This window comes from Bradyrhizobium sp. BR13661 (genome assembly GCF_029892425.1).
Lineage (GTDB): Bacteria > Pseudomonadota > Alphaproteobacteria > Rhizobiales > Xanthobacteraceae > Bradyrhizobium.
Genome location: NZ_JARXWB010000031.1, coordinates 1 through 12938 on the forward strand (window position 1 = coordinate 1; position 12938 = coordinate 12938).

Below are 12938 nucleotides of genomic sequence, written 5' to 3' on the forward strand. Positions count from 1 at the left end.
TGTCCGCGCCTTCAACGAAGCGTCCCATCCGTGTCCTCCATCAGGAAACGGAGGAATCGTAGCCGACTCGTGGCTTTTCACACAGCCAGGGTCATAAGCTGCCCTCGGCAGCCCGCATGACCACATCGGCTCAACTCCCGGAAGCGGACCTGTCGGCGCGCTTGGCTTGGGTCAGTAACGGGGCCAAGAGCGGAAAAAATTGGCCGGCGCCAGGTCTCGCCAAGCGAGTCATCTGTTCCGCGGAACGCTGCCGCTGTCCACGCTCGACGCTTGGACATCGAAGACGAGGATGAGGACGACGAAGACGATGAGGACGACGAGTAGGCGCAATTGAGTCTGGCTTGGTCCGAGCACCGCGCCCTGACAGGGCGCGCCTATCGACGATCATCACCTCGACTATGATCCGCGCGGCTCTGGTCGAGCGGTTGCGTCACCATCGGGCGTGCGCATGGCGAGCGCCGTGCGTAGCATCCGGCCAAGATCCGACCTGCGATAGGGCTTCGCCAGCAGCAGGACACCCGGGTCGAGACGCCCGTGATGCACGATGGCGTTGTCGGTATACCCGGAGGTGAAGAGCACCTTGAGGCCGGGCCGCCGCCTCACGGCCTCGTCGGCGAGATGGCGCCCGTTCATGACGCCGGGCATGATGACGTCGGTGAAAAGCAGGTCGACGGCATCACCCTGTTCGATGTGCGCCAGCGCTTCCTCGGCGTTGCGCGCGAGGATCGTGGTATAACCCAGGCTCCGCAGCTGAGCGCCAACGTAGTCGCGCACCAATGCTTCATCCTCGACCACCAGAATTGTTTCAGTTCCACCCTCGATCTGCGTCACCGGCTGGGCGCGCGCCTGCTCCTCGTCGTGCTCTCCTGCCGGCGGCAGATAGATCCTGACGGTCGTTCCGGATCCCTCCTCGCTGTAGATCTTGATGTGGCCGTTCGACTGCTTGACGAAGCCGTAGACCATGCTGAGGCCGAGCCCGGATCCCTTGCCGGAGTGCTTGGTGGTGAAGAACGGATCGAACACCTTGTCACGGATCGCCGCGGAGATTCCTTGCCCGGTATCGCTGACGGCGATCATCACGTAAGGTCCAGGACGAACGTCGCCGTTTGCACTTGCATAGTCCTCGTCAAGGTGGACGTTCTCGGTCTCCAGCATGAGCTGGCCGCCGGCCGGCATCGCATCGCGCGCATTGACGGCAAGATTGACGAGAGAGTTGCTCAGTTGGCTCGGATCGACCAGGGCGGCCCACACATCGTCCGCCAACATCGATTCGATCTCGACGTTGTCGCCGAGCATCGGTCGCAAAAGCCGGGCCACATCGATGACCAGCGCATTGACGTCCGTTCGGCGCGGCTGCAGCGGCTGCAAACGGGAAAAGGCCAGCAGCCGATGAGTGAGGTCCGCGCCGTGCGTGGCAGCCTCGTCGATCATTTGGGCGATGGCGGAAAGCTCTGGATCGCCGGCAACGCCGTCCTTCAGAATCTCGATAGTGCCAAGAATGACGGTGAGCATGTTGTTGAAGTCGTGCGCAACGCCTCCCGTGAGCTGGCCGACGGATTCCATTTTCTGGGCCTGCACCAGTTTCCGTTCCAGCTCGGCCTTGCTCTCCAGTTCGTACTGGGCCTGCATGAAGCTCGATCGCATCCTTTCGAGGGAGCGGGCCAGCGCATCGATCTCGTCGACTGACGATGCCACCTTGATCGGTCGAGAGAATTCCATCAGCCCGATGCGCGCACTTTCGGCCGACAACTGCTCGATCGGCCGCGCGATGCGCGTGCTGAACCATATCGCGGCAAACGAGGCGATCATCATGCAGCCGACGACAAGCGCTGCGCCAATCGCGAGCTTATCCGAGCCCACCCATCCGAAATCCGCTGACGGGGCGAGCGTTGCAATCCAGAAGGTTTGACCTGCGGGATGCGCCGCATGGAACGATGCGAACCAGAGGTTTCCGCCTTCCTGGACCTGGATGATCTCGTTGGAAGGACGTCCGCGATCCTGCCAGGCTCGGTATGACGCCGTTAGCGGCCCCACTCCGAGCGCGTCGACAGGTTTCAGCAATGCCTTCCTGACGGTTTCGCTCGTCCAGCCCGGATCGCGCGGGAGACCGAGCGCCTCGCCGGCGTCGGTCAGGATCGCCACCAGTCCGGAATTGGTGAAGCGGACCTGCTGCGTAAAGTTCGTGATTTCGCGGAGCCACACATCGCTGGTGATGGCGTAGCGGTGGCCGTCCGGAGCGGTCCACCGCACCACCGCCGACAGGCCCGGCTCACCGGAAGAAACGAACCGATAGGCCGCCGTCCAATGGATATCGTCGTCCTTCGGCATCGCTGCCGCGGCCAGAAACCACGGACGCTTCCTGGCATCGTAGTCGGTCTTTCGCACCTCGTCGCCGACCACCCGGTCGTTCTCGTCGTAAGTGATGAAGCGCCCGACGCCGCCGCGCACGTCCGGATCGGTGAGGCGGTTGAACCAGCGCCCGTTCGCATCCGACGAGATCAGGATCTCGCGACCGTCGTCGCGCGCGATTGCGAACGAGGTGATGCCGCTGGTCCCTTTCAGGAGCGGGCGAAGCAGACCGTTCGAGGCGTCGAGACGATCGACATCGATCAGCCCCTTGATTCCCCATTCGCGTTCGAGGCGAGCGATCGCCTCGACCCTGACGAACAACGTCTCGAAATCAGCGGTCACCTGTGCGGCGGCACGGCCGCTCTCCGACGCCGCCAGCTCCTTCACCAGCGGCCGATAGAGCAGGAAGTAGATGCCGATGGCGCAGATCAGCAACGCCACGGTGACGAGCCCGACGCCTCCGAACACCAAGCTGCGCCGAATGGACCATTTGCGATCCATATGGCCCAGGTCGGCAACTTGTTCGGGCTGCAGCAAGCGATCTCCCTGATCAGAATCTTGATCACCGGTACTCTAGGGTTTCAGGGCCTCTGGGGGAACCAGGGAATGCAACCAAGCTGCCGGCTTTTCCACTTCCGGTGGCCCGTCACCGGCCACTGCGGCAAAGACTGAAAGCATGGAGGCAAAAGCGTCGGCTTGGCCGCCGGTAGCCCTGGCCGGCCTGGTCCGAAGAACCGGCAACCCGTGCCACCAGCTTCCGCAAACTCGGGGTACGTGAACAGTGTTCGGCGTGTCATGACAAATTGCTAGCCTCGCATCGGGTCGATCAACTCGAAAGGACAATCCATGGAATTGAAAGCCGGCGATATCGTCATGCTCAAGTCGGGTGGCCAACCGCTGACCGTCGCGGAGGTCAAGGGCGAGGACATTCTCTGCCTCTGGATGGGTATGGAAGGCGATCTCTTCCGCGAGACGCTGCCGCTCGCCACCCTGATCCAGGTTGAAGAAGACGAGGAGGAGGACGAAGAAGACGAGGAAGAAGACGAGGACGACGAATAGTCTCGTTCAGGTCCGCAAGTTCATGCGCGAGATCGGAGCGCCCGGCTCCGACGCGCAAGATGTCCGCTTCTCTGCCCGCAGCGGCGCACTGGCGGACATCGCTCGTGGTCGGCAGGCAACCTTTGCCAAATCGCACGACTGCACGCGCCATTCGGCGCCCTGATGCCGGGGATGTGACCAGTCGTGAAGCCGCGATCTGTTGGGGTTTTGCAATCGAGCGCTAACTGATGGAGGCCACCGTATCTGGAGAAAAGCGATGCGTTCGATTTTGGCCTTGAGCCTTTTGATCGCTCTTTCCGGCGCCGCGAACGCCGCGTCGGTCCATCACAGCCATCGGCATGCTGTTGTCCGTTCCGATCAGCGTGCCCCCAATCTCAACTCGAGCTTTGCCTACACGCCATCGCAGCCGCTGGCGCAATTCGGGTCGAATTCCTCCTGTGACCACGAAGCGTATTACGGCGCTTGCCAGGGTTACGCACCCGGTGAAAAGGAGCGGTTTCTGAACAGCTTGCATGGCCCATAGAAACCTGGGCCCGGCGCGATCTCGAAGGCGCAACCATTTGGGGTGAGCGCGAATTTTGAGTTCGAGCATCAATCCAGCGGCACGTTCAAACTGGTCCCCTTGACGATGATGCCGCCACGGTTGCCGATCTCGATCGAGCCGTAGCGTTGCCTGAAGCAATCGGGCAACGGCCGGTCGCCTTGCATACTGAGCCAAAGGCGCAAGAGATGACGCTTCTGGTTTGCATGAGGCCAATCGCGAAAGCCGGTCCGATCGTGCAGCAGCGCATGATTGTAGACGAACTGCATGTCTCCCGGCTGAAGCCGCATGCCAAAATGCAGGTCGGGATCGTTTGCAAGCGCGTCGAAGAGATCGAGCGCCTCGACGTGATCAGGCGTCAACCTCATCGCCTCGGGAAAGCGCTGCGCGCTGTCGATGTACTGGCGCTGGTAGAATCCGGTCAGGAACCCCGCATGCCAGTTCAGCACCGGGATTTCGAGATAGGGCTTTTCGTTCTCCGGCACCTCGCCGCGCCTATCCGTTGCGATCGGATCGAACAACAGAGCAGCGAGGTCCGGACGTCTTGCCAACATCTCGTTGTAGATGGTCGACGTGCTGACCAGGAGAGAGTCCCCTCCCTCCATCGCCTCGCGAATGCAGAGCAGTCCCACCACGTCGGACGAATCTGTGTGGAAGGTCTGCCGTTCCGAGGTTTGATATATCCTGACGTTTGGATCTCTCGCATCGGCGCCGATGTCCCGGACGTGACCGAGAATGTGACCCGCTGCATTTTGCGATCGCGCCGAGCCGAGATGCGCGCCCACCCCGCAAAAGATCGTCGCGGCAAACTCCAGGCTGTAGTTTGCGACCGGGAGGCCGCGGATGACTTCGAAACCCAGGCCAGTCAGCAGCTTCGTCTTGAGCTCGTCCAGATGCGCACTGAGACGGGGAAGCGGAAAGCTGTCCTTCGTGATCGCGGCAATTGCCTTGCTCCGGGCAAGATAGGATTCAGCCGCGCGCTCGAGCTCTGAGATCTCGCCGGCCCCAAGCGTGATCAGCCATCGATCAGGATTGGCTTTCATATCGGCACCGCGCCAGGCGGATGGGATGTCGATCTTCCCTGGCGGGCGATTGATCCCGCTGATCGCTGAGACCAGGTTCATGATTTTGATTCCTGAGGAGATTGATCGCCAGACATGACGTCGGGCTAGACGATATTGTTCCGACCGCATGTTTGCAACTCGGCCAGGTTCAATGCGCTGCCCAACGACACCGGCGATACCATCGGCTACAGCCAGCCGGGTATGCCATCGACTTTCATCGTTTCCAACTCCGGAAGATCGAACCCGAAATGCTCTGCGACCAGCAGACGCAACGCCTTGCGGTCGGTCAGTTGAACGGGTTGAGCGGCGCCATCGCGAATGAAGCTGACGTCCTGGTTCGTGATGTTGATGCGGCCCTCCTTCGTCACGGCGCTCGCGACGAGGTTGTGCGTATAGAAAGAATTCGGGTGACTGACGAGATAGTAGTGCATCATCTCGAAATCGACCGGATACTCCTCCTCCATCTTGGATATCCATCCTCGCGTCTCCGCCCCGTTGCGCAACAGGCAGAAGAGAATCCAATCGGTACCTTCGTGGGCGAGTCTGTGCGTAGGGGCGCCGGCCGGCACGGGCGTGCCGTCGAGCGGGATCGGATGAGGGCAGGCAAAGGGACCGAAGCCGGGATCGACCACGTAAGCGGTGCCATCAACCGTCACCGAGAGAAACATGTGCTCCCGCACGCTCTCATGACGTGGCTTGAAGAAGACGACGCGCGACGAGTGTCTGACGGGATCAAAGCCGATCGCATGCAGGGCGTTATACATGAGAGTTGCGTGCTCGACGCAATGTCCGCCGCGCCGCGCCGTGATGAGCTTGGCGTGCAGTCCCTCGGGATCCAGCCTGATGGGACGGCCAAGCAAGACGTCAAAGACTTCGAAGGGGATGTTCGCGACATGGGCCGCGAGGATCCCCGCCAGGGTTTCGAAAGTCGGTGTACGCGGGCCAACGTAGCCGATACGACCGAGGTAAGCGTCGAGATCGAAAGTATTCGTCATCACTGCTGAACATCCTGATGCAAGGAGATTACTGACCGGCACGCAAGCGCGCCATCGTCATGCCGACCGCCACCAGGGAATCCCACACCCGCTCGGCAGGTCGACGGTCGACAATCAGTCTGAAAATGTCCGGACGTGAATCGTGCCCGCCGACATCAGCAGTCGCTTTTGCAGCGGGAACGGCTTCCGCCGAGCTTTCGGCTATTCCGATCATTCCACTCTCGGCCGGACCTGCCATGACCTCCCCTCTCGGGCCGATCATAAATCTGTCGCCGAAATGGCGGCAAGTCTCTGGCTAGACAAGTCTCTGGCTAAACAAGTCTCGGGCTAACCACTGGCTCTCTGGCGGACATCACTGGACGTCACAGAAGGCCTGCCAACTGATTTCGCAACGAGCGCGAGCGGCTGGCGTTCTGTCGACCACCATGTCGAAGGCGCAGATGGTTCCTGCACCCTCCGAATTGTCGGTTTCAGAATGGTATGGTACAACCCTTAGCTGTCGGGACGGCTGTTCCGTCCCCGATTTGGGAGGTACCTTATGCGACCGTCATTTGGCTTCGCCGTGCCGTCCGTCGTCTTTACTTTGTCAGCCATCCTGCTGTGCAGCACGTCAGGCACGGCGCTTTCGCAACCCACACCGAATTCTTCGCTACCCGCCGTGTCGGTCGAAGCGCCGAAGCCAAGACAGGCTGTTGCGCCGACGCAGGGGCCAACGACCGCGACCTCCCACCACCGCCACCAACGGGCATCAGGCTCTTCGACCGCTCAAGGGCCGGTCTTCGGGCCGGATACAGCGCTGGGGAGGCTTGCCAGGCTGGAGCGATCCGCCAGCAGTTGCAACGGTGGTTGCGAAACCAGCTATCGAGTCGGCAACGCCCCCTGGGTTGGATGTAGCTATGGTGCCGGGGAGCCTTTCACCAATAATTTCTCGTCAACGTGCCGGGACACGCTGACCTACAACACCTACGCGCAGTGCGTCGAAACCAAAGGCTTCCTCGGCGCAACACCCAGAGAATCTCGGTGGATTTGCAGCAGCCTGCTGGCCGGGGGCAAGCTGGCCGGCGAAAGGCAAGTCGCCGAGCAATCGGGCCGCCGCTAGTCCGCGCCACCCGCGGGCCTACCAAAGACAGTCCGCATGGCTCGAAGGTTTCGAGCCATGCGGAATCCCCCTCTTCGGACCAGAAGCGGACGTCGGACAGGGTGTACTCAGCCCCGCCCGATCAGCCCGCGCCGCCGGGATTCATCACCAGCATGCTGACAGAATCCGGCAGCATGCCGTGATATGAGCCGGCATGTCGCGCGCTCAACGCCTTCTCGACGTGATCCAGCTGTTGCGCAGGCACCGACGGCCCGTGGCGGCGGGCCGGCTGGCCGACGAACTCGGCGTCTCGCTGCGGACGATCTATCGGGACATCGAGACGCTGAAGTGCCAGGGGGCCCACATCGATGGCGAGGCCGGCATCGGCTATGTGCTGCGGCCGGGGTTCATGTTGCCGCCGCTGATGTTCTCGGAAGAGGAGATCGAAGCGCTGGTGCTGGGCGGCCGATGGGTTGCGGCACAGCCGGATGAGCCGCTCGGAAAGGCGGCCCAGAACGCGCTTGCGAAGATCGCCGCCGTGCTGCCGGAGGACCTGCAGCGGAGCCTGGAAACATCCGGCCTGATGGTGGCGCGCCGCGATCCGGTGGCAGGCGACGCCGAATTGCCGATCATCCGGGCCGCCATCCGCAACGAGCGTAAATTGCGCATCACCTACAGCGACGAACGGGACAACCGCAGCCATCGCACGATCTGGCCGATCGCACTCGGGTTCTTCGATTCTGTCCGCATGGTGGCGGCCTGGTGCGAGAGCCGCGGCGACTACCGCCATTTCCGCACCGACCGGATCCTGTCGATCACATGCACGGAGCGCCGCTACCTGCGGCGCCGCACAGATTTGCTGCGGGAGTGGCGGCAGCGGGAATGCATCACCCAACCCTGATCATGCTGACGAAAACTGGCAGCACCGTCCTGTAAGCCTTGCGCCATCGCCAAGCTGAACAGGAGATGCAAATGGCCGATTTCAACCTCGTGGTGCTCTATGTCGAGGATGCACAAGCGAGCTCCGCCTTCTATCAGACCCTGCTGGAGTGCCCGGTCGCGCAATCATCCCCCAAATTCGTGGTTCTTCCACTCGGGAACGGCGCCATGCTGGGCCTGTGGCAGCGGGATGCCGTCGTGCCGCCTTCCGCTTCGGAGGCCGGCTGCAACGAGATCTGCTCCAGCGAGATCTCTTGGGCGGTCGCGAACGCGGACGCCGTGCGCGCGACCTACGAGACGTGGACGACCCGCGGCGTGCGGATTGCGCAGCCTCCGACCGCCATGCCGTTCGGAGATACCTTCGTTGCGCTCGATCCCGACGGTCATCGCCTGCGCGTGCTGGCGACCGCCGCTTAAAGGCTGGACTGCTTCGCGTGAGAGGCTGGGCAGTTGGCACTGCCGTGACCAGCCTCTCTGTCGCGGCGCTCCGACGAGGGCGCCTCAGGAAGCCGATCGCCAAAGCACCGATTGCGCGGAGCGAAAAGGCTGACTAGGAAATTCGGATGAATTCCGAATCGCCCCCCAGTTGGCCCGTCGTGGAGCCACCGCCCTTCCTTCCCGCGCCGCGTCGCCGGTGGCCGCTTGCACTCTTCGTGGCCGTTGTCCTTGCGCTCGCAGGCGCAGGAGCCTGTTACGTCTGGCTAAACCCGGGATTGCTCACTCCGTCCGCGGGGCGCGAGGCAGGGGACGCAAATGCCAGCGCCAATGACAGCGCGGTCATGACGGACCTGCTCGCCGCGCAACAGAAGGCGGCCGACGATTTGGCGGCGATCGAAAAGACCGTCGCCGATCAGCAGGAGCAGCTGAAGGCGATCGTCGGTCAGCTTGCCACCCTCAATTCGAAGATCGACGCCCTGAAGGGCCCAGCGCCGCAGGCACCGGCCGCGCCGTCTCTGTCGCCCGGGCCGACAGCGTCGATGCCATCGGCCTCCGTGCCTCCTGTCGCGCCGGCGCCGGCAGCACGCGTTGTCCCAAAGCAAAAGAAGCCGCCGCGCGTGGCGCCAACGACGGGTCCGATTTCGGTCGGGGGAGCGCCGCTGAACGTGGCGCCCGATGCGACCGTGCGCTGAGCCGGACCTAACCGATCAGCTGCTTCGCCGCCGCCGAGATCATCACCAGCCCACCCGTGATCACCGCGACGTCGAGGATCGCGGTGTGGATGTGCACCGGCATCCGCTCGACGAATGCCTTGGCCAGGAACGCGCCGGGGATGGCGATGCCGCCGATCAGCAGCGCGAAGGCGAGCACCTGGGCGGTCACGGCGCCGGCGAGGCCGAACACCGAGATCTTGATCAAACCAGTTCCGAGCGAGATCATCGCATCGGTCGCGATGACAGCGGCGCCTTCGAGGCCTGCGGCCATCAGCAGCGAGAGCAGGATCACGCCCGAGCCCGAGGTGCCGCCGACCAGCACGCCGTAGCCGACGGATCCTGTCGCAAGGCCGGCGTCGCCGATCTTGACCTGACGATGACGCAGCACGCGGCGCAGTGGCACACTCAAAATCAGCATGGTGCCGATCACGATCGCGGCGCCAGCATTGGTGAGGCGGGTGTAGCCGTAGGCGCCGAGCGCGGTCGTCAGCGCCGCGCAGGCGAGCACGACAGCTGCGCGGCGGCGGTCAACATAGCGGAGATAGGCAACCGCACGGCTGGAATTGGTGAAGAGCGCCGAGATCGCGATGATCGGCACCACCGGCTCGGCACCGACCAGGGGCACCAGCACCAGCGGCATCAACGCGCCGGTGCCGTAGCCGGCAAGGCCACCGATGATCGAAGCAAACAACGCCATCATCGCGACCAGCAGGAGCTGGAAAATCGAGATGTCGGCGAAGCCTGAGACGATGGTCAATTTCTCTCGCGAGTGGCGCGTGCCGTTGCTTGATCGGCGATGGAAGCGAGTGCGGCTTCGTCTAGTGGAAAATCCGCCGCAAGCCAAGCGTCCTCGGCAAGCATCAACACATGCCCGAGCGCTGGCCCTTCCGCCATGCCGCGTGCGATGAAGTCGGCAGCGCGAAGCGGGAATTTCGGCGCGGTCCAGCGTTGCGGCAATTCGGCGAGTTCGCGCCAGCGCGACGAATTCACCTCGTCATCGGCCCGTGCCCAGCCCAGCAACACACGATCGTGATAGCGCTCGGGGCCGAGGCGGTAGAGCAGCCGCCGCGCACGAGCCTCGTCCATGGCGGCGAAGCGCCACCAGCGATGGCCCATCGAGTCCAGCGCCTTGGCCTCGGCATTCGACAGCCGGAGGCGGGTGGCGACACGCTTGGCGTCTTCGGTGACGGCGACCGTCAGCGCGGCGAGACGGCGCGTGCTGCTTGGCGGCAGGCCGAGCGCGCGCTCGATCGCGATCATCGCGGTCAGCGGTCCGGTATAGGCGACGCCGCCGATCATCGCCTGCAGCAATCCGGCATCGACCATCGCAAGCACGGCAGCAGAGGCGCCATCCGTCACGAGCAGCTTCAGCATCTCCATACGCACCCGCTCGGCCGAGATGGTCGCAAGCCCCGCGCGACCGCGGATGCAGGCGAGAGTGCCGTCGCGGTCGGGCTCACCGACGCCGAAGGCGGCATGGATGCGGAAGAAGCGCAGGATGCGCAAATAATCCTCGGCGATGCGCTGGTCGGGCGCGCCGATGAAGCGCACGCGCCGCGCCCTGGCGTCGGCGATGCCGCCGACATGGTCGTGGACCACGCCGCTCGCATCGACCGACAGGCCGTTCATGGTGAAGTCGCGCCGCTCGGCGTCCTTCACCCAGTCGCGGCCGAAGGCGACCTTGGCCTTGCGGCCGAACGTTTCGGTATCCTGCCGCAGCGTGGTGACCTCAAAGGGCTCACCATCGATGACCAGCGTGACGGTGCCGTGCTCGATGCCGGTCGGCACGCTCTTGATGCCGGCGCTTTTCGCGCGCCGCACCACTTCCTCCGGCAGCGCCGTGGTCGCGATATCCATGTCGCCCGGCGGCAGGCCGAGCAGCGCGTTGCGGACAGTGCCGCCGACCACGCGCGCTTCCTCGCCATCAGCGTTGAGCAATCGCAGGACACGCGCCGTACCGCCTGAGGTCAGCCAGGGCGCACCAGCAAGGATCGGCTCCGCGCTCATCGTCCGGCCCTTATCTTTGCGCGCCCGGCACGAGCCTGCCGTTCTCGACATGGGCGGGCACGTAGGTCGAGTTCGGCGCGGCGCCCGAGAAATGCGCCAGCCCAATCAGCCCGGCGATGACGAGCACGAGCGCCGCCAGCACCAGCCGCGCGACGATGGTGATCGGCCAGGACGATTGCACGAACAGGCCGGACCGCGTGGCGGCCAAAAACAGCGCATAGACGGCAAAGGGGATGAGGAAGATTCCGATCTCGGTCAGAACCGTCCGGATCATGACGAATAGATCCGCTCATACAGCACACGCAGCATTCCGGCCGTCGCACCCCAGATGTAACGCTCCGCAAACGGCATCGCATAGTAGAACCGCTCCATGCCGCGGAATTCCTTGCTGTGCACCTGGTGGTTCACCGGATTCATCAGGAAGGATAGCGGCACTTCGAACGCGTCATCAACCTCGGAATGGTTGATGGTAAGCTGAAAGCCCGGCCTGACCCTTGCGACCGTCGGCAGGATGCGGAAGCCAAAGGCGGTGCCGTAGAGATCGAGATAGCCGATCGGCTCGATGAAATCCCTGCTGAGCCCGACCTCCTCCTCGGCCTCGCGCAGCGCGGCGTGGAGCGGCGATTTGTCGATCGCGTCGATCTTGCCGCCGGGAAAGGCGATCTGCCCGGCGTGATCGTTGAGATGGGCCGAGCGCTGCGTCAAGAGAATGGTCGGCTCGGGATGGTCGACCACCGCGATCAGCACGGCTGCCGGCCGCACCGGCTGCTCGCGCGCGACGATCTCGAGCATCTTGTCGGTGCCGGGATCGCCGGAGGCCGGGATGATGTTCGGATCAAACAGCCCGGGCGGCACGTCGAAGCCGAGCTTTGCCCTGGAGCGGGCGAAGAAATCCGCCGCACGAAAGGCGACCGGCTCGCTCTTGTCGCTCTTGATGGGCTTGTTCAAAGCGCGGCCCTCACCTGCTCCGCGTCGGCCATGGCGAAGAACTCGCCGGCCGACTCGACGCCAAACATCGGCTGGCCATCGACCATCCGCTCCTCACCCATGTCAACCAGATCGTAGTAGAGCGCGCGGGTGACCTTGGCCCAGAGATCGGACCGGACGTGCAGATACGGCGTCAGGCCGCCGTCCGCCGCCTGCTCGAAGCGCAGCCGGTGCGCGGCGTCGCAAATGACCCAGTCGTCGACATTGGTGCGGAAGCTCAGCACGCGATGGTTGTCCTCGCCGCTCCTGGACATCTCCACCGCCATGAACGGCGCGTCGTCGACGCGGATGCCGACCTTCTCCACGGGCGTGACGAGGAAATGCTTGTCGCCCTCGCGCTTGAGGATGGTCGAGAAAAGACGCACCAGCGCGTGACGCCCGATTGGCGTGCCCATGTAGAACCAAGTACCATCGGAGGCGATTCGGATATCGAGATCGCCGCAAAACGGCGGATTCCACAGATGCACCGGAGGCAGGCCCTTTTTGGCGCCTTCGGCCTTGGCAGCCTGATTGGCGGCGGCAGTCAGCCCCTCAAGACCTTGATGTGTGCTCTGCCCTTGGTTCGCCATGGTTTGCCCTGACTTTGCGTTTGGCACGATTGGTGCAGGTCTACGTTGTACGTAAGTTTACGGTTCCACCCCGGGTTCGTCCGGTGTGGAAGGTCTCCACTTCGTGATGCCGTACATAACCCGAAGCCGATAAGGTGGGGATAGGTTAATTCAACGAATACATGGCGTTCTTGCAAGTCTAGCATAGGGCCCATGACGC

15 protein-coding genes are annotated in these 12938 nt (G+C 63.4%); 6 read left to right on the top strand and 9 right to left on the bottom strand.

Annotation, left to right across the window (positions count from 1 at the left end; all coding sequences use genetic code 11):
• Window positions 1-396: 396 nt before the first annotated feature.
• Complete coding sequence (locus tag M2427_RS34005; RefSeq protein WP_280711184.1) at window positions 397-2886, bottom strand: ATP-binding protein; 2490 nt, start codon at window positions 2884-2886, stop codon at window positions 397-399.
• A gap of 309 nt (window positions 2887-3195) precedes the next feature.
• Between M2427_RS34005 and M2427_RS34010 the strand changes: the two genes are divergently transcribed.
• On the top strand, window positions 3196-3408 hold the full coding sequence (locus M2427_RS34010; RefSeq protein ID WP_280711185.1) for a DUF2158 domain-containing protein: 213 nt from the start codon (window positions 3196-3198) through the stop codon (window positions 3406-3408).
• A 256-nt stretch (window positions 3409-3664) separates the two neighbouring features.
• On the top strand, window positions 3665-3931 hold the full coding sequence (locus tag M2427_RS34015; protein ID WP_280711186.1) for a hypothetical protein: 267 nt from the start codon (window positions 3665-3667) through the stop codon (window positions 3929-3931).
• A 68-nt stretch (window positions 3932-3999) separates the two neighbouring features.
• Here the strand turns inward: M2427_RS34015 and M2427_RS34020 are convergent, their stop codons facing one another.
• The 3 genes from M2427_RS34020 to M2427_RS34030 all read right to left on the bottom strand — a co-directional run bounded on the left by M2427_RS34020 (window position 4000) and on the right by M2427_RS34030 (window position 6222).
• Entirely contained in the window at window positions 4000-5073 is a 1074-nt protein-coding gene (locus tag M2427_RS34020; RefSeq protein WP_280711187.1) for a TauD/TfdA family dioxygenase, read from the bottom strand.
• A 125-nt stretch (window positions 5074-5198) separates the two neighbouring features.
• Window positions 5199-6008, bottom strand: coding sequence for an arylamine N-acetyltransferase (locus tag M2427_RS34025; protein WP_280711188.1), 810 nt, complete (start codon window positions 6006-6008; stop codon window positions 5199-5201).
• Between the two features lie 28 nt (window positions 6009-6036).
• Window positions 6037-6222, bottom strand: coding sequence for a hypothetical protein (locus M2427_RS34030; protein WP_280711189.1), 186 nt, complete (start codon window positions 6220-6222; stop codon window positions 6037-6039).
• Window positions 6223-6546: 324 nt separating this feature from the next.
• On the opposite strand from M2427_RS34030, the gene M2427_RS34035 reads away from it, so the two are divergent.
• The 4 genes from M2427_RS34035 to M2427_RS34050 all read left to right on the top strand — a co-directional run bounded on the left by M2427_RS34035 (window position 6547) and on the right by M2427_RS34050 (window position 9155).
• Complete coding sequence (locus M2427_RS34035; RefSeq protein WP_280711190.1) at window positions 6547-7107, top strand: hypothetical protein; 561 nt, start codon at window positions 6547-6549, stop codon at window positions 7105-7107.
• Window positions 7108-7300: 193 nt separating this feature from the next.
• Complete coding sequence (locus tag M2427_RS34040; protein ID WP_280711191.1) at window positions 7301-7987, top strand: YafY family protein; 687 nt, start codon at window positions 7301-7303, stop codon at window positions 7985-7987.
• 71 nt (window positions 7988-8058) lie between these two features.
• The gene (locus tag M2427_RS34045; protein ID WP_280711192.1) at window positions 8059-8442 is read left to right on the top strand and encodes a VOC family protein; all 384 of its coding nucleotides are present in this window, start codon (window positions 8059-8061) and stop codon (window positions 8440-8442) included.
• A 146-nt stretch (window positions 8443-8588) separates the two neighbouring features.
• A complete protein-coding gene (locus M2427_RS34050) occupies window positions 8589-9155 on the top strand; it encodes a hypothetical protein (protein ID WP_280711193.1) in 567 nt (188 codons plus the stop codon).
• Window positions 9156-9162: 7 nt separating this feature from the next.
• On the opposite strand, the gene M2427_RS34055 is transcribed toward M2427_RS34050, so the two are convergent.
• From M2427_RS34055 to M2427_RS34075, 5 genes are read right to left on the bottom strand one after another with little or no spacing between them, the layout of a single operon-like run.
• Window positions 9163-9933, bottom strand: a complete 771-nt coding sequence (locus M2427_RS34055; RefSeq protein ID WP_280711194.1) for a TSUP family transporter — start codon at window positions 9931-9933, stop codon at window positions 9163-9165.
• Window positions 9930-11183: a CCA tRNA nucleotidyltransferase gene (locus tag M2427_RS34060; RefSeq protein ID WP_280711195.1), complete on the bottom strand. Its 1254-nt coding sequence runs from the start codon at window positions 11181-11183 to the stop codon at window positions 9930-9932. Before M2427_RS34060 ends, M2427_RS34055 begins: the two co-directional genes overlap by 4 nt.
• Before the next feature lie 10 nt (window positions 11184-11193).
• Window positions 11194-11457 carry a DUF6111 family protein gene (locus M2427_RS34065; RefSeq protein ID WP_280711196.1) on the bottom strand — a complete coding sequence of 88 codons (264 nt, stop codon included), beginning with the start codon at window positions 11455-11457 and terminating at the stop codon, window positions 11194-11196.
• The gene (locus M2427_RS34070; protein WP_280711197.1) at window positions 11454-12131 is read right to left on the bottom strand and encodes a CoA pyrophosphatase; all 678 of its coding nucleotides are present in this window, start codon (window positions 12129-12131) and stop codon (window positions 11454-11456) included. Before M2427_RS34070 ends, M2427_RS34065 begins: the two co-directional genes overlap by 4 nt.
• Window positions 12128-12739 carry a DUF1285 domain-containing protein gene (locus tag M2427_RS34075; RefSeq protein WP_280711198.1) on the bottom strand — a complete coding sequence of 204 codons (612 nt, stop codon included), beginning with the start codon at window positions 12737-12739 and terminating at the stop codon, window positions 12128-12130. Before M2427_RS34075 ends, M2427_RS34070 begins: the two co-directional genes overlap by 4 nt.
• Between the last annotated feature and the right edge of the window lie 199 nt (window positions 12740-12938).